At 45.9% G+C, this 17243-nt stretch carries 14 protein-coding genes; 2 read left to right on the top strand and 12 right to left on the bottom strand.

Translation table 11 applies throughout. The features are described from left to right. Positions 1-8: 8 nt before the first annotated feature. Positions 9-1460 (top strand): alpha-amylase, encoded by a 1452-nt coding sequence (locus H8S88_RS02795; protein WP_195611503.1) that lies wholly within the window; start codon positions 9-11, stop codon positions 1458-1460. Positions 1461-1826: 366 nt separating this feature from the next. Here H8S88_RS02795 and trxA read toward each other — a convergent pair whose 3' ends face one another. The 12 genes from trxA to H8S88_RS02735 all read right to left on the bottom strand — a co-directional run bounded on the left by trxA (position 1827) and on the right by H8S88_RS02735 (position 16291). Then, a complete protein-coding gene (trxA, locus tag H8S88_RS02790) occupies positions 1827-2141 on the bottom strand; it encodes a thioredoxin (RefSeq protein WP_125335896.1) in 315 nt (104 codons plus the stop codon). A gap of 93 nt (positions 2142-2234) precedes the next feature. Then, positions 2235-5306 (bottom strand): CocE/NonD family hydrolase, encoded by a 3072-nt coding sequence (locus H8S88_RS02785; protein ID WP_125335899.1) that lies wholly within the window; start codon positions 5304-5306, stop codon positions 2235-2237. A gap of 114 nt (positions 5307-5420) precedes the next feature. Beyond that, positions 5421-7421 carry a peptide ABC transporter substrate-binding protein gene (locus H8S88_RS02780; RefSeq protein WP_125335902.1) on the bottom strand — a complete coding sequence of 667 codons (2001 nt, stop codon included), beginning with the start codon at positions 7419-7421 and terminating at the stop codon, positions 5421-5423. Between the two features lie 110 nt (positions 7422-7531). Further along, entirely contained in the window at positions 7532-8317 is a 786-nt protein-coding gene (gene trpA, locus H8S88_RS02775) for a tryptophan synthase subunit alpha (protein WP_125335904.1), read from the bottom strand. Between the two features lie 2 nt (positions 8318-8319). Beyond that, positions 8320-9522 (bottom strand): tryptophan synthase subunit beta, encoded by a 1203-nt coding sequence (gene trpB / locus H8S88_RS02770; protein WP_236127892.1) that lies wholly within the window; start codon positions 9520-9522, stop codon positions 8320-8322. Beyond that, the gene (locus H8S88_RS02765) at positions 9519-10100 is read right to left on the bottom strand and encodes a phosphoribosylanthranilate isomerase (protein WP_125335909.1); all 582 of its coding nucleotides are present in this window, start codon (positions 10098-10100) and stop codon (positions 9519-9521) included. The genes trpB and H8S88_RS02765 overlap by 4 nt, the downstream gene beginning before the upstream one ends. Beyond that, a complete protein-coding gene (gene trpC, locus H8S88_RS02760) occupies positions 10087-10854 on the bottom strand; it encodes an indole-3-glycerol phosphate synthase TrpC (RefSeq protein WP_125335911.1) in 768 nt (255 codons plus the stop codon). The genes H8S88_RS02765 and trpC overlap by 14 nt, the downstream gene beginning before the upstream one ends. After that, positions 10851-11855 carry an anthranilate phosphoribosyltransferase gene (trpD, locus tag H8S88_RS02755; RefSeq protein WP_125335913.1) on the bottom strand — a complete coding sequence of 335 codons (1005 nt, stop codon included), beginning with the start codon at positions 11853-11855 and terminating at the stop codon, positions 10851-10853. The genes trpC and trpD overlap by 4 nt, the downstream gene beginning before the upstream one ends. 64 nt (positions 11856-11919) lie before the next feature. Then, the gene (locus H8S88_RS02750; protein WP_125335916.1) at positions 11920-12486 is read right to left on the bottom strand and encodes an aminodeoxychorismate/anthranilate synthase component II; all 567 of its coding nucleotides are present in this window, start codon (positions 12484-12486) and stop codon (positions 11920-11922) included. Further along, complete coding sequence (gene trpE / locus H8S88_RS02745) at positions 12483-13838, bottom strand: anthranilate synthase component I (protein WP_048789171.1); 1356 nt, start codon at positions 13836-13838, stop codon at positions 12483-12485. The genes H8S88_RS02750 and trpE overlap by 4 nt, the downstream gene beginning before the upstream one ends. A 488-nt stretch (positions 13839-14326) precedes the next feature. After that, positions 14327-15364: a M42 family metallopeptidase gene (locus H8S88_RS02740; protein WP_125335918.1), complete on the bottom strand. Its 1038-nt coding sequence runs from the start codon at positions 15362-15364 to the stop codon at positions 14327-14329. A 324-nt stretch (positions 15365-15688) separates the two neighbouring features. After that, positions 15689-16291, bottom strand: coding sequence for a hypothetical protein (locus tag H8S88_RS02735; RefSeq protein WP_120701793.1), 603 nt, complete (start codon positions 16289-16291; stop codon positions 15689-15691). A 235-nt stretch (positions 16292-16526) separates the two neighbouring features. Between H8S88_RS02735 and H8S88_RS02730 the strand changes: the two genes are divergently transcribed. Beyond that, positions 16527-17222 carry a VIT1/CCC1 transporter family protein gene (locus H8S88_RS02730; RefSeq protein ID WP_125335920.1) on the top strand — a complete coding sequence of 232 codons (696 nt, stop codon included), beginning with the start codon at positions 16527-16529 and terminating at the stop codon, positions 17220-17222. Positions 17223-17243: the final 21 nt, after the last annotated feature.

The raw sequence follows: 17243 nt of genomic DNA, 5'->3' as shown, positions 1-17243 counted from the left end.
AGAACAAAATGGAAAATCAAACTTTAATGCAATATTTTGAATGGTACTTACCCTCAGATGGCCAACACTGGTACCGCTTAGCTGCAGATGCTCCTCACCTGGCAGATTTGGGCATTCGTAAAATCTGGATGCCACCTGCTTTTAAAGCGACATCTGCCAATGATGTCGGCTATGGTGTCTATGACCTCTTTGACCTTGGAGAGTTTGACCAAAAAGGGACTGTCCGCACCAAATATGGTTTCAAAGACGACTACTTGCAAGCCATCCAGGCCTTAAAAGAAGCTGGAATCCAGCCGATGGCTGATGTGGTGCTCAACCATAAGGCAGCAGCCGATGGCCTTGAAAAGTTTGAAGTGGTCGAAGTGGACCCTAACGATCGGACCATCGTCTTGACAGAGCCTTTTACTATCAAGGGCTGGACTAAATTTACCTTTGATGGTCGAAATGGAGCCTACAATGACTTCCACTGGCACTGGTACCACTTCACCGGTACCGACTACGATGCTTCCCGCAATAAGAGTGGGATTTACCAGATCCAAGGGGACAACAAAGGCTGGGCTCAGGATGATCTGGTCGACAGCGAAAACGGCAACTACGATTACCTCATGTATGCCGATATCGACTTCAAACACCCAGAAGTGGTCGAAAACCTCAACCAATGGGCTGAATGGTTTATTGAAACAACTGGGGTAGAAGGCTTCCGTCTCGATGCAGTTAAACACATCGACTCCTTCTTTATGAAGAACTTCATCCAGCAAATCACGAACAAATATGGAGACGATTTCTACGTATTTGGTGAGTTTTGGAACGGGGATGAACAAAGCAACAATGACTACCTAGCTAGCATTGACTATCAGTTCGACCTAGTCGACGTTGCCCTCCACCAAAATCTCTTTAGAGCTAGCCAAGAAGGGGAAAATTTTGATTTAACCACTATTTTCAATGGTACGCTCGCAAGCAATCATCCAGAAAGTGCTGTAACCTTTGTCGATAATCACGATACCCAGAGAGGACAAGCCTTAGAGTCCACTGTTGGTGAATGGTTCAAGCCTGCTGCTTACGCCCTCATTCTCCTCCGCGAGGCCGGACTTCCATGTGTCTTTTATGGAGACTATTACGGCATTTCAGGTGAGTTTGCCCAGCAGGATTTCAAAGCGGAGCTGGATCAACTCCTTCGTATCCGCAAAGACTTAGCCTACGGTGAACAAAGAGACTACTTTGACGATCCTAACTGCATTGGTTGGACTCGCTCTGGAACGGAAGAGTCTGCTCCTATCGCCTGCGTCATTTCAAATGCGGCTGCATCTGCCAAACGCATGGAAATCGGCCAAGCATATGCAGGACAGACCTACTACGATGCCCTAGGAAATTACCAAGAACCCGTTCAAATCCAAGAAGACGGCTGGGCTGATTTCCCAGTCTCAGAACGCTCCGTCAGCGTATGGATTTTAGCAGACTAACTAGAAAATTTAATTGACTGAAGAGGCTAGGACAAAAGTTCTAGCCTTTCAATTGTCTTTGGATTGTCGAGCAAGACGCAGTGGTTGAGTGGGCTCTACTACGCTGATTTCATCAGCTTTTACAGCCCTACTCAACTGTGCGGAGGTGGGACGACGAAATTGAATTCTAACGAATTACCGATTTCTGTCCCACTCTCTTTCTTATATTTTATGGTAAACCACAGGTTCATTCTAACACCTTAGGAAAGCGCTGTCAATTCCTTATCTTATTCTGTTAACAAATTCATAAAAAGAAAAAACTCGCCCACTTCCATCACCGGAAATGAACGAGTTTGATTCGCTAAGAAGCCAAGGGCTCCTTTTATCTTAGCTTAATTCCGCAACAATCGCTTTGAGTTGTTCTTTGGTGTGAACACCAGCGACTTGTTTCACCACTTGGCCATCTTTTTTGAACAAGAGTGTTGGGATAGACATGATGCCAAAGTTACGAGCAGTGTTTGGATTTTCATCCACATCTATCTTAAAGATTTTCAAGTCATCTTCATGGATCTCTTCTGCCAACTGTTCCAAGATTGGTGCCTGCATCCGGCAAGGACCACACCAAGTTGCCCAAAAGTCCACCAAGACCAAGCCTTGGCTAGTTTCTTGTTCAAATGTTGCATCTGTTAGTACGTGTACCATAGTTCCTCCTTTGATCAGTGCTTTCCACTAATCTCTCATTGATAGTTCTATTCTACACCAAAATTCTAGTTTTTAGAAATATTTGCTACGTTCTCAGCCTTGGACATCTTCTTTCTTTTTCTTCCAGAAAAGAAGGCTAGACAAGAGGAGGGTACCTAACCCATAGTATCCTATCCATTCCTCTTCAGTGCCTGTTTGAGGAAGCTGACCTGCTTTTTCTTGCGCTGGAACTACTGCTTTACCCGTCTCATAGACAAATGTTTGTCCATAAGCAACAGATAGAGATTCTGGTTTTACAGTTTCTTTCTCAGCCGTTTTGACGAGAGGACGAAGATTTGTACTAGCAGGACGCTCTGATCTACCATAACTTTCAGGCTTTGGAAGGACTGGCAGATGGTATTCTTCGATGGAATGAACTGCTGGTTCTACCAATTTAGCTCCTTGAATCTCAGGAAGGGCAGCATAAGCTGTATCAGCTGCATTAGGAAGATAAGTAGCTACTTGCGAACGCGTTCCTTCTACAATCGGAATGGTCGCACGGATCGAATCTGTCTTGAAGGTGACTTCATAAGGATTTTCAACAGTTAAGTCTGATGGATCATAGGTATTGAAGACTAGGGCTAGCTTATGGCCCTTTTTAACTGTATAGAGGTTTGGTTGGAGATGGACCGTATAGTCGTGGAATTCTCCAACTTTTGGCTCGATACTATTTCTTGAGCTGGCTGAATCATAGCCAGACTCAGGGTTGGCCAGGTTGATCCATCCTTTGGCAATGACCTTGTATTTGGTCTTAATGGTCTCAAACTCTGCTACAGAGAGATTAGAAAGGTTACTTCCCATCCAGAAGCCATCTGCTTTTTTATCCGCCTTGACGCCACCATTGCCGACCACATCAAATTCCTCATCAGAGACGTCGACTAAAAGGGCATTGATCTGAAAGTTTTTGCCTTTCCCCTTAGCCAGGGCTGCCTTGAAGTGCACAGGGATATGCCCTTTGATGGTAGTATCTTCTGTCACTTCTGACACGAAGGTCATGTTGGCTTTTGAAGAACCTTGGCTCACAGTTTCGTTGCGTTTAGCAATCTCTATGCCAGCTCCTGCGTAATCGCTTGAAATCGTCTCTTCCAAGCGTTTCGACTGGGCATTGAGGAAGAGGCGTTGCGAAGTCTTCCAGTTATCATAAGTGGTCCACTTGCTTGGGTCATAGTTGTTTTGAGCTAGAACCGCTGGCAAGTTTTCGACCTGGTTGTCCACGCCATAGAGGTAATGGGTCAACCAGGTATTGAGCAGGTCATAGAAATCTTGGCCATTGGCCTGGATACCATAACCACGAGACATGGCTGCTGGATAGACATGGTCTCCCTGGTGGAGATAGAGCTTGACATCTTGGCCTGCCTTCTTGAGGGCATCGTACATGAGTTCAAAATGCTTGGTTTTAACGTTGTCATCATTCAAGCCATGAACCAAGAGGGCACTGGTCTTGAATTTTTCAGGATGAAGGGTATAATCCCGCTCCTTCCAGACATCGCTGTAATTGCGTTCATGCGCATTTTGATCCTTGTTGAGCTGGTTGATATAGTTGGCATAATTTTGCCAAATACCAGCCCAATCGTTTTGATCCAGCATCCGCGTGCTAACGTAGAGGGAGAGCCATGAAAGGTCACTATAAGGTGCATTGCCAAACTGGGTTCCTTGACTATTGAAATAATCATACCAAGAGGCGATTCCTGCTGCCGGAACGATAGTCTTTAGGCCTTCTACGCCTGTCGCTGCCACACCAAAGGTCGTGGTTCCAGCCCAGGATAGACCGGTCATAGCAACATTTCCTGTAGCCCAGTCTGCCTTGATTTCGACATTGCTGGTCTTATCGGTGTAGGCCTTGCGTTTGCCATTGACCCACTCGATAATATTCTTAAAGGCATTGATTTCGAGATCAGATCCTGTAGTGTTAAATCCTTCTGATCCCTTGGTACCAAGTCCTGCACTGGAGATAAAAGCATAGCCTCTGACCAAGAAATAGTCGTACCAGTTGAGATTTTCGTAGTCATAGATATACTCGTAGGGACTGTAGTAATACCAATCCGAAGCCTTGGCCTTCTTAGCCGCTTCTACTGTTGACGAGTTTCCAACTGCCTGACGTTTAGCCGGTTGCTTCCGCAATTTCTTCATATCATAGGAGCCATCTGTCGGTAAGCCCAAACTTTCAAGGGTCACATAGTTCTCATCCAAGGTTCCTGCTACATAAGGACGTGCTTCCAGAATGGTCGCCGCCTTAAAGTCTCCCCTGGCAACTGCCTTAGGCAACTGGACAATGGCCTTGACTAGGTCAGGCTTGCCATCCGCATCTGTATCGTAATCGGTCTCCACATAGACTGGGAAGCGGACGATTTCGCTATCCTCATAGTGATAGTCTTCATCTGATTTTTCCCCAGTTGTATAAGGGAAGATGGGTTGAGCCCGCCCATTTAAAAAGAGAGGAGCTTTCTTCTCAGAGCGATAGGCATCATAGAGTTTCTTAGCAATGCTATACATATTGGTCAGCTCTTCTTGACTGACCTTGCGGTTCAAGTCCTCTTGAGTACTGATCATTCCTAGACTCTTAGCAAAGCGTTCCCGATCCGCAGCCGATTGACCGACCTGTTTGGAATCCGTCGCAGCCCACTGAAGCAATTCATCAACAGCATTTTGAACCGTTAATTCCTTATCCTTGAGCTCACTATTTGCCAGGCTACCTGTATAAGAAGTTAAGGCTTGTCCTGTAGCTGGTGTTGATGTTCCCGTCGAAGCCGCTGGACTAGCTGGGACACCTGCCCCCTGAGGTGCCTGTGGGTGGTTTGTTTTCTCAGTTACCGTCACGGTCTTTTCTTGTTCGACTGGCTTGTCAGCCTTCTCCGTCTCTGCCGGAGCAATTGGACTCGGTCCTGCAGGTTCAGAAGTCTCTACTTCCTTCTTAGGATCCACACTTGGAGCGGATGCAGACTGGTCTGCTTGAGATTGGGAAGCCGCTCCTTCAGAAGCTACAGGCTCCGGAGCCACCTGAGTCACCACTTCTTTCGTTGGAGCAAGCTCTGCTAGGTTCTCATCTGCTGCTACCACTTGATTTAAGACAAATGGAGCTAGCAGAAGGCTTGAAGCCACCATGGACACCACTGTTTTCTTTTTCATAAAAGAGACCTCACTATTTTGTAATCAATACAACTATTATACTATGTAAGCGCTTTTATAGCAAATTCTAAACAAGAAAAAAATCGAGGCAAATTTGCCTCGATCAAAAGATGTTTATTTCACATGATCTTTTAATTCTTCTTGAGCTTTTTGGTTAGACTCTGCTTGCTCTTTCTTCCATTTTTCAAGAGCTTTGTTGTAGTCTTCGGTTGTTACAGCCTTGTCTTGAAGTTCCATACCTTTATAGACAACGTTGTCTTTTCCTTTACCACCAGTCCAGCCAAATGGTGCTGAGAATGGTACAACACGAGTCAAGAATGGACGACCAGTCTTAGAAGTGGTTGGGATGACCAAAGCACTATCTGTCAACCAAGCTTGAGCTGCCGCATATTTCTCATAACGTTTGTTAAGGTCTTGTGTTTCAGCTCCTGCTTCTGTTACCATCTTCTCAAAGTCGTACAAGCCAACTTTCTTAGCTGCCTCATTGTTTTCGCTTGGGTCAAATCCAAGGAAGGTACGAGTATTTTCACCAGAAGATGCTTTCAAGATATCAAGGTAAGTTGATGGGTCTTGATAGTCAGGGCTCCATCCAACGTTATCTGAGATATCCCAGTCTTCGTCTTCTGCTTTAGCAGCAAAGAGGGTTACGTTCAAGAGATCTTCTTTTGATACCATATGGATATCGACAACAACGTTTTCTTTTCCAAGCGTACTTTCAACTGATTGTTTGAAAGATTGAGCACGTTGAACCTTAGATTGAGTCGTTTGGTCTACTGGCATATCCAAGTGGATTGGGAATTTCACGCCATCTGCTTCAAGTGCAGATTTCGCTTTCGCAAACTCTTCTTTGGCTTGTTTTTCGTTGTAAAGACCATTCTGACCATCGTCAAGATTTGCATCTTTCCACTCGTCTCCATAAGTCACCAACTCAGATTTAACCATCTCACCGAAGGTCTTGCCATCTGCTTGAACGAATGTAGGTGGGATGTACAAGTTACGGATCAGTTTGCTTGCTCCATCTTTACCATTCGCTTGGGCAGCATAGGCTTCACGGTCAAAGGCAAAGCTGATTGATTGACGGAAGTCTTTGTTCAAAAGAGCTTTCTTAGTAGATGATTTTTCTTCATCTGTTGTTTTTGCAGTGTACTTGTAAGACTGACGGTCGATATTCACACCGATAACGAAGGTGCTGGCATCTTGAGGTGTGTAGATGATTTCATCTTTAAACTTCTTAGCTTGGTCTGTAAATCCAGGTCCAGTTGGGAACAATTTAGCAAGGCTAAGAGCATTGTCCTCAAATGAGTTTGCCAATTTACTTTGGTCTTGACCATCATAGTACTCGAGCTTAACATCTGTGATGTGAACATTGTCCTTATCCCAGTAGTTTTCATTCTTGCTCATCTCAATAGATGATTTAGAAGTGAAGCTCTTCAAGATGTATGGACCATTGTAAAGAAGTGAGCTAGTGTCACTTGCTTGGGCAAATTTATCCCCTTTTGATTCTACGAATTTCTCGTTGATTGGGAAAGTGATCCCAAGAGTCAACTTAGAATTCCAGAAAGGCTCTGCCTGGTTCAAAGTGATTTGAAGGGTATGATCATCAACTGCTTTAATGCCTACATTTTTGAAGTCTGAAGTCTTACCTTCAACATATTCATTCAAACCCTTGATAGAGTTTTGAATGATGTAGAGCATTTCAGACTTGTGGTCAGCGGCATACTTGATCCCTGCAACGAAGTCATCTGCTGTCACGTCCGCATACTCTTCCCCTTCTGAATCATACCATTTAGCATCATCACGAAGTTTGTAAGTATAAGTCAAGCCATCTTCTGAAACTGTCCAATCTTTAGCAAGTGAAGGAATCAAATTTCCATACTTGTCGTTTTCAAACAAACCATCGATCAAGTTTCCTGTGATTTCGTGGGTTGCAGCTTTACCAGATGTGATGTAGTTCAAGTTTTCAGGTTCTGTCTCATAGACGTAAGAGAATTTTTGACCTGACTCACTTGATTTTGAGCTTGAGCTTGATGATTTAGAACCACCAGAACATGCTGCAAGAATACCTGCTGAAAGAAGAGCTACTCCTGCAAGAGCAATGACATTTCTTTTTTTCATAGTTTACTCCTAATAAATTTTTAAGGTTGTCTTAAGATTATACCACAAAGATTTTCAGAAGAGAAGTAATTTTCTGAAAATTTATTAAATTTTGTAATTTTTCTTATTCCTTAGCATTTATTAAAGTGTGAACCATAGTCTACAAAGTCCTTAACATCGCTGGTTTTGCCCTCATGAAGGTCCCGAACAATTTTTGACCCTACGATGACACCATCCGATACCTGATTAAAGCGTTGGATGTCTTCTTGGGTGGAGACCCCAAATCCTGTCAGAACTGGAATAGTGGCCAAGTCTCTCAAGGTTGCCAAGTGCTGATCCAAGTCATCCCGGTAGTTGCCCATCTTCCCAGTAACTCCATTGATGGCTACCGCATAGATAAAGCCTTCTGCTTCTTGGATCAAGGCCTTTTGGCGTTCGATACCAGTAGTCAAGCTGACCAGGGGTACAAGGGCAATATCACTTCCTTGCAAGTAAGGTGCTATCATATCCGCATGCTCATTTGGCAGATCTGGAATGATCAAGCCTTTGACGGAGGTAGAAGCCAATTCTTTTATAAAGGCTTCAATCCCATATTGGTAGACTGGATTGATATAGGTCATGATGACCAGAGAAATCTTAGTCTCTTGTTCTTGGAGTTTTTTTACAATAGCGGTTAAGGTGACTCCCTTGGCCAAACTACGTTGCCCAGCCATCTCGATGACTGGCCCATCCGCTACAGGGTCCGACCAGGGAATTCCCACTTCAATAGCCGATGCTCCACTTTCTTCTAAGAGCTGGATAGTGTCAAAGAGCCCATCAAGTCCCTTCTCATGATCGCCTGCCATAATGTAAGGGACGAAAATTCCACGCTTGCTGTCTTTAATAGCTTGTAAATGCTGAGTTAGTGTTTTGGTCATCTCTACTTCCCTTCTGCTTCAAACCGTTCTTTCACCTGCATGACATCCTTGTCTCCACGACCAGATAGGCAGATGATGAGATTTTGGTCCGGAGTCATTTTTGCTGCGACTTTTTGCGCTAGAGCGATAGCATGACTGGACTCCAATGCTGGAATGATCCCCTCCAAACGAGAGAGTAACTTAAATCCTTCGAGGGCTTCTTCATCCGTGATGGAATCATAGCTTGCCCGGCCAATTTCATTGAAATAGCAATGCTCTGGCCCCACACCAGGATAATCCAATCCAGCAGAGATAGAGAAAGCCTCCATGATCTGTCCATGGGCATCTTGAAGCACTTCCATCAAGGCTCCGTGAAGGATTCCTGGACAACCTTTGGCAAAGGTCGCTGCGTGTTTGTCCGTATCCAAACCAAGACCAGAGGCTTCTGCTCCGTACATGGCTACAGATTCGTCTTCTACGAAGGGGTAGAACATGCCAATAGCATTGGAGCCCCCACCGATACAGGCTAGGACCGCATCAGGAAGTTTTCCACCTGAGACTTCAGCAAACTGACGTTTGGCTTCCTTACCAATCACGGATTGAAAATCTCGGACAATCTCTGGGAAGGGAGCTGGTCCAAGGGCAGATCCCATGATGTAGTGAGTATCATCAATCCCAGCTACCCATGCACGAAGGGCTGCATTGACCGCATCTTTCAGCACGCGCGATCCGTCTGTCACACTATGGACTTTTGCTCCCAAGAGCTCCATTCGAAAGACATTGAGAGCTTGGCGTTTGACATCTTCTTCCCCCATGTAGATGGTACACTCCATCTCAAAGAGTGCCGCTGCCGTCGCTGTCGCAACCCCGTGTTGACCAGCCCCTGTCTCCGCGATGATCTTCTTCTTGCCCATCCGTTTAGCCAGCAAGACCTGACCAAGGGCATTGTTAATCTTGTGGGCCCCTGTATGGTTGAGGTCTTCCCGTTTCAGGTAGATTTGTGCCCCACCGATGTGCTTGGAGAGGCTTTTGGCGTGGTATAGTGGAGTCTCCCGTCCTACATAATTCTTGAGCAAGTCAACCAATTCCGCCTGAAAGCTTGGATCTGCTTTGGCTTCTCTGTACGCCTTATCCAGTTCGATCACGGCTGTCATCAGGGTTTCTGGGACAAACTGGCCCCCAAATTTTCCATAAAACCCTTTTTCATCCGGTAGTTGATAGTTCATGCTTTCGCTCCTTCTATAAATGCTTTTATCTTTTCTATATCTTTGCGTCCGTCTGTTTCGACTCCTGAAGAGACATCCAGGGCATAGGGCTGAAAGGTCTCTCGAGCTTGGCGGACATTGTCCACTGTCAAGCCCCCTGCAATAAAGAAGTCCTGCCGGATCTTCTGATCTTTCAGCAAGTCCCAATCAAAGGTTTGCCCACTCCCAGCTACTGGAGCATCAAAGAGCAGATAATCTGCCTGGCTTGACACTTGGGCTTCCTCATCTCTGATCTGGATCGCGCGAATGACGGGAACTGAAATCTTTGGTATCAGAGCTTCATCAAACATTCCATGAATCTGAACGATATCTAAGGGAACCTGAGCAATGGCTTGCTCCAAGTCCTCTAGACTTGGTGAGACAAAGACTCCGACAATTTTGGTCGGACCAGTCACCAGTCTCGCCAATTCATGGGCTTGCTCCAGACTGACTTGTCGCTTGCTCTTAGCGAATACAAAGCCGATATAGTCTGCTCCTGCTAGAACAGCCGTCTCCACGGCTTCCGCTGTAGACAGGCCGCATATTTTAACCTTTGTCAATTTGTAACTCCTTGACCTTTTCTGCAACATCCCCTGCTGTCATGAGGGCAGTCCCCACCAAGATCCCATTAAAGTAGGGAGCGACTAGAGCCGCATCTGCCCCATTAAAAATAGCGGACTCCGATATATAAACTGGCTGGTCTTTGAAATGCGTGGACAATTCAAGACTGGTATTCAGATCCGTTTCAAAAGTGACCAGGTTCCGGTTGTTGACCCCGATGATGTCCGCTCCGATTCGATGGGCGATTTCGAGCTCAGCTAAGTTATGGGTCTCTACAAGCACTTCCAAACCAAGCCCCGTCGCAAAGTCATAGAGTTCCTTGAGCCGGGCTTCGGGCAGGGCTGCGACAATCAAGAGAATAACCGTCGCTCCGGCATTGCGAGAGCGGACAATTTGCTTCTCATCAATGATAAAATCCTTGGCCAAGGTTGGAATCGTCACCTGGGAAGAAATCTCACGAAGGTAGTCTAGATCCCCCTTGAAGAAGACTTGGTCCGTCAGGACTGAGATCATAGCTGCCCCATTTTCTTCATAGGTCTTGGCTTGGGCGACAATATCCACATCCAAGTTAATATCCCCCATACTAGGGCTGGCTTTCTTCACCTCAGCTATGATCTGCAAGTGCTCTTGATGGCTCTTGAGAAAATCGTAGAGACGGTAGGTCTGACGAAGAGGCTGGAGGTCATCCATGACCATTTGCGCCACTTCTTTTTCTTTTTGTTCTAGGATCGTTGGTAGAAAGGCTTTACTCATACTTGAACCTCTTGTAAGTGTTGCAATTTAGCAAGGGCAGAACCATCCGCTATCAATTGACGCGCAAGCTCCACACCTTCTTTGATGCTTGCGACTTTTCCATTGGCATAGAAACCAAGACCAGCATTGAGAACTGTCGTTTCCAGATAAGGGCTGACTTCATTCTTCAAGACACTGAGGAGAATTTCTGCATTTTCCTTGGCATCACCACCAGTTATTTCAGACAGCTCTACCTTGTCCATCCCCAGATCTTCATAGGTAAAGGTATGCTGGCTGATCTTGCCATCTTCTAAGAGAGTATAGGTATTGGTTCCATACAGAGCTGCTTCATCCATATTGTCAGGACCTGTGATGACGACGGCACGTTTGCGTCCCAGTTGCTGGATGGCACGCGCGACAATCTCTTGCAATTCGACACGGTAGAGCCCCATGAGTTGGGTTTCAAGATCCAGTGGATTAGCTAGCGGACCAACCAAGTTCATAATGGTTGGAATCCCCATAGCCTGACGAGCAGGACCAATAAAGCGCATAGCCGGATGCATAGTCTGCGCAAAGATAAAGGCCAAGCCAACCTCGTCCAAGGCTTTAGAGAGGGTCTCTGGCGAGGCAGCCACGTTGATGCCCAGCGCTTCAAGGACATCTGCAGAGCCTGACTTAGAAGAAACAGAGCGATTGCCGGCCTTGGCCATGCGGATCCCTCCCGCAGCCAAAACGAAGCAAACAGTCGTCGAAATGTTAAAGCTATAGGATTGGTCACCACCAGTCCCACAGTTACACATGGCATCTGAGAAGGTCTCTGGCAATACCGTCGCATGGGCCTTTAAGGCGCGTACAATTCCAGTAATTTCGTCTGCTGTTTCTCCCTTGGTTTTGAGTCCCATCAAAAAGGCAGCGATTTGACTTTCTGATAGTTGGTTCTGCAAGATTTGATCAAAGACTTCTTGGACTTGCTCTTGCGTCAAGTCTTGGCGATTAGAGATTTGTAAGAATAGTTCTTTCATAAGGGTTTCCTCTTGTCTTTTCTACACGTTTCAATAGAAATTTTAGCTGCTTGGAACTGCTGGTCTAGTCTAGGACCAGCTTCACAAAATTTTCAATCATTTTTAGACCATCTGGACTGCCGATACTCTCAGGATGATACTGAAGTCCGTAGATGGGCAGGCTCTTGTGTTGGATGGCCATGATTTCTTGGTCGTCCGTGGTAATGGCCGTTACCTCAAATTCTTCTGGCATTTGGTCAACGACGATAGAATGGTAACGCATGATGGGCACATCATTCTCAATGTCCTGGAAAATGGGAGATGGCGTTTCAAAGGTAATCTGGCTTTGTTTGCCATGCATGACATCCTTAGCCAGGCGCAACTTGCCGCCAAAGGTCTCCGCCAGGGCTTGATGACCTAGGCAAATCCCCAACATCGGCTTCTTACCTGCAAAGTCCTTGATCATGGCTTCCATTTTCCCAGCATCTGCTGGCCAGCCTGGCCCCGGGGAGAAGACGAGGGCATCTGCCACTTCCGCCTGCTCATACAAACGCTCATCATCATTTCGTAAGACCTCAACCTCTGTAAAAGTTCCCAGGTATTGGGCCAAATTATAGGTAAAGGAATCGTAATTATCCACTAATAAAATCATTGAACATCTCCTATTCTTGTCATCGATTTTGCCTTGTTAATCGTTTCGTAAAATTCATTCTCCGGAACACTGTCGTAGACAATCCCTGCTCCTGCTTGGACGTAGGCCTTTTGATTCTTGAGGATCATGGTCCGGATGGCAATGGCAAAATCCATATCTCCTGTCGCAGAGAGGTAACCAATAGCTCCCGCATAGACCCCACGTTTTTCCTGTTCCAACTCATAGATCCGACGCATGGCCCGAATCTTAGGAGCCCCAGAGACTGTCCCAGCTGGTAGTGTCGCTTTCAAGGCATCGAGAGCTGTTAGGTGTGGCAGGAGTTGCCCCTTGACCACACTGGTCAGGTGCATAACATATCGGAAATACTCCACTTCCATATACTTGGTCACTTCGACCGTCCCGTTTTGGGCGATTTTCCCGATATCATTGCGGCCCAGATCCACCAGCATGCGGTGCTCGGCTGTTTCCTTGATATCGTGAAGGAGTTCATGAGCCAGGGCTTGGTCCTCTTCCTCTGTCGCTCCACGAGGTCGGGTTCCAGCGATTGGATTGGTGGTCACTTCTCCCTTCTTCACCGATACCAGGCTTTCAGGACTGGCCCCAATAATCTGGTAGTCGCCAAAGTCATAGAAATAGAGATAGTTGGATGGGTTGGTCACGCGCAAATTCCGGTAATAATCCAAGGGATCACCCTCAAAGTCTGCTGAGAAGCGTTGACTGAGGACACATTGGAACATATCGCCTTCACGGATCAGTTTCTTGGCCTTATCCACCATTTCCATAAAGACTTCCTTCTCGATATGATTGGTGAAGTGCAGGGCCTGCAAGGCCTGAGGGGTAAACTCGTTGGGTGCTTGGGTTTGCAGATCGGTCACCACTTGCCCCAGTGATTGGCGGACCGCGTCATTGCTCCGACCAGAGTAGATATTGTCTTCCACCACATAGACTTTTTCCTTCTTGTGGTCAAAAATCAAATAGGACTCGTAGATGAAGAAATGCATATCTGGCGTCCCGATCGTATCCTGAGGAATGGATCCAATCTCCTCATAGACTCCGATCATATCGTAGCCTGCAAAACCGATGGCCCCACCAGCGAAAGGAAGATCAGACGTCAGCCCCTTGACCGTTACCTGGTGGAGGTAGTCAAAGGGATCTTGCTCCAGCACCTTGCCATTCTCATACAGGATGCCATCCTGATAGGTCACCTCAAACACTGGATTGTAGGCCACGATAGAAAAGCGGGCATTCTCCTTTTCACGCGGGATCGACTCAAGGATGACCTTATGGTCACCTTGGACACGCATGTATGCTAGAATGGGGGTTAAGGTATCAGCTGGTAAAATTTTTTTCATAGGAATTCCTTTCTTTTCCTAGGGACGAAGCGATGCAAGTCCTGATCCAAGCACATCCAATACTCCTCGAAGTTAGCAAGCTGACCAACTTCAACAGAATACAAAAAACCTCACAGAGTAACACTCTGTGAGGGCATTAAATCGAGTTTAACACGGTACCACCTCAGTTAATGGTCAAAAGGGTAGAAAGCGACCATTATCTCTATCTCCTCTAACAAGGAGCTGCACGATAAGGGGTGCCTACCGAGAAGAATATGTGTTATCTTCTCCTACTCTAAACAATCAGCCCAATGTTCACTAATCCCGACTACCTGCTCACAATACCCGCAGGCTCCCTGAAAATCTTAGACTAGTTACTTTCTGATTTATTACATATTTTACTACATTTTTTTGGCTTGTCAAGAATTTTTTGACAGTTTATCCTAAAAAATCTACCCAGTCAACTTGACCAGGCAGATTTAATCTTTTTTTAACCTTGAAAACGAAGCTTATTTGACCAAGTCGCTCTTGAGATAGGCATCGACCATACGCTCTGTCGCTACCACAGAATCCACGTGGGTCCGCTCATAGGAGTGGCTAGACTCGATCCCTGCTCCGAGAAGACCATGCTTGACTTCTGCACCTGCGCTCATAGCTGCAGAGGCATCCGAGCCATAGAAAGGATAGATGTCCAGTTTGTAAGGGATGTTTTGCTCCTTGGCCAAGGCCACCAAGTGCTGGCGGAAACCATAGTGGTAAGGACCAGAAGCATCTTTGACACAGATAGAAACCGTATACTCGTCTGTCTGCTGGTCATCTCCCATAGCCCCCATATCGACTGCCAAATATTCGACCGCTTGAGCTGGAATGCTGGAGTTAGCCCCATGTCCCACTTCTTCAAAGACAGAAAAGGCAAAGTGAGTCGTCACTGGAAGGGTCACGCCTTCTTCCTTGTAGACGCGTAGGAGATTGAGCAAGATGGCAGCGCTGACCTTGTCATCCAAGTGACGAGACTTGATAAAGCCCGTATCTGTGACGATAGTCCGAGCATCAAAGCTGATAAAGTCTCCCACCTCAATCCCTAAGTCACGCGTTTCTTTTTCAGAGGTCACTTTTTCATCCAAGCGCACTTCCATATTGTCCTGGGTCCGCTCTACAGTTCCCGCATCCTTGTAGACGTGGCAAGAGGTTTGGTGGACAAGGATAGTACCCGAATGTGTCTTTCCTGTATTGGCAACATGGACCGTACAGTTTTCCCCTTCGATCATGTTCCAAGGGAAGCCCCCGATGCGATCCAGTTTGAGACGGCCATCTGGTTTCACTGCACGGACAATCGCTCCCAAAGTATCCACGTGGGCCGTGATGTAGCGGTGTTGCTCGTCATTCTCACCCTTGAGGACGACTGTTACGCCTCCTTTAGCTGTCCGAACAGGGCTGTAACCTAGGTCTGTTAAAGTCTTGACTAGGTAGGTCGCCACTTCTTCGGTAAAGCCTGTCGGTGATGCGATGGCTGTAAGTTCTTTTAGATATTCAACTGTTTGATTCATGAATTTCTCCTTCAATAATCTGCTAGTACGATTATAGCACGACTGCCCCTAAAAGACTAGTTCAGATAGAAAGCAAAAAAAGCTGGGACAAAAGTCCTAGCCTCTCAATTGTCTTTGGATTATCGAGCAAGACGCAGTGGTTGAGTGGGCTCTACTACGCTGATTTCATCAGCTTTTACAGCCCTACTCAACTGTGCGGAGGTGGGACGACGAAATCGAACTCTAACGAATTACCGATTTCTGTCCCACTCTCTCTTTCTTTATTTCTTTTCAGATCCAATCTACAGCTGAGGAAACTGAGTCCCCACAGAGAAGACAGGGGCCTTAGCTACTCAAACCTCCAACAAACTTATAAGCAGTTACCAAAGCATTTGTCATGGTATCACGGGTTGCTTTGAAGGCCTCAATAAAGGCTGCACGGTGCTCTTCTGGGAAAAGCGTTGTATCATCTCCAAATTGAGTAAGAGTTTCATTCACAGAAGCCAACTCTTCATCCATCTTCTTGATACCAGGTTCCAAGGTCTTGAAGTAAGATTCTTGTTCAGATTTTGGCAACTTTTCACCCAATTCATTGGCATGCTTCTTGTAATTTTCAGCTAGTTTTGCATAAAGTCCCTTGATATCCCCGATTGTTTTCGCATTTTCAATTTCCTGATCTGTTACCAAAACAACTTCTGGAGCTGTTGCTTGAGCGCCAGAGCCTGAAGTAGACTGACTAGAAGAGCTGCTTGTATCATCTGTCAATTCAAATTTCTTTGATGAAGATGATTTCTTCTTAGATGAGGAAGACTTCTTAGAAGAAGATTTCTCCACCTTGCTTGAAGACTTCTCTGAAGAAGCCTTTGGTTTTGCAGTTTGATTTCCCGAACATGCGACCAAGGTCAAGACCGAGAGAAGGGTAATACCGCTTGCGACTAATTTTTTCATGGTTGACTCCTATTCATAATTCATTTATAGAATTATATCTAAAATTATTTCGATTGTCAAAGCATTATAATATCTTAGCTCCTTCTGCTGACGGTACATTTTTAAGATGAGATAGACCTTCTACCCATTATAGACCTTTCTTAAATTGTCGAACTTTTATCATTTAGGACAAAAGTCTTGCAATATTACTTAACTTTAATTATAATCATTCTAAATAAGGAATCAGGAGACAAGTATGAGTGAAACTAAACATGGCGTTGATGCTTCATTTAACGACCGCTTAAATATCTTACGGGCTGGAGTGCTCGGTGCCAATGATGGCATTATCTCAATCGCTGGAGTTGTTATCGGGGTTGCCAGCGCGACCAGCAATCTCTGGATTATCTTCCTATCTGGCCTCTCTGCCATTCTGGCCGGTGCCTTCTCTATGGCGGGTGGTGAATACGTGTCTGTATCGACCCAAAAGGATACAGAAGAAGCCGCTGTGAGTCGGGAGCAAGCCCTTCTGGACCGCGATCCAAAAGCTGCACGCGACTCCCTCTATGCAGCCTATATTCAAAATGGGGAATGCGAAACAGCTGCTCAAATCATGACCGAGAGGGCCTTTCTCAAACACCCTCTCAAAGCCTTGGTGGAAGAAAAGTATGGACTGGAGTTTGAAGAGTTTACTAATCCTTGGCATGCGGCCATCTCAAGCTTTGTTGCCTTTGTCCTTGGATCCCTTCCTCCTATGCTGTCGATCATCCTCTTGCCAAAAGAAATCCGGATCCCAGCAACGGTGATTATCGTCGCCCTTTCCCTTCTCTTTACTGGCTACACCAGTGCCAAGCTAGGAAAAGCACCAACCAAGCAAGCCATGATCCGTAACTTGGTCATCGGACTACTGACTATGGGTGTTACCTATCTCTTTGGACAATTGTTTAGTATTTAAAAAAGCTGAGACTTCTGTCTC

The sequence above is a fragment of the Streptococcus sp. GS001 genome (assembly GCF_021595565.1).
Lineage (GTDB): Bacteria > Bacillota > Bacilli > Lactobacillales > Streptococcaceae > Streptococcus > Streptococcus xiaochunlingii.
Note: the sequence above shows the minus strand (reverse complement) of the source record. Positions and strands in the feature narration are given on the sequence as shown.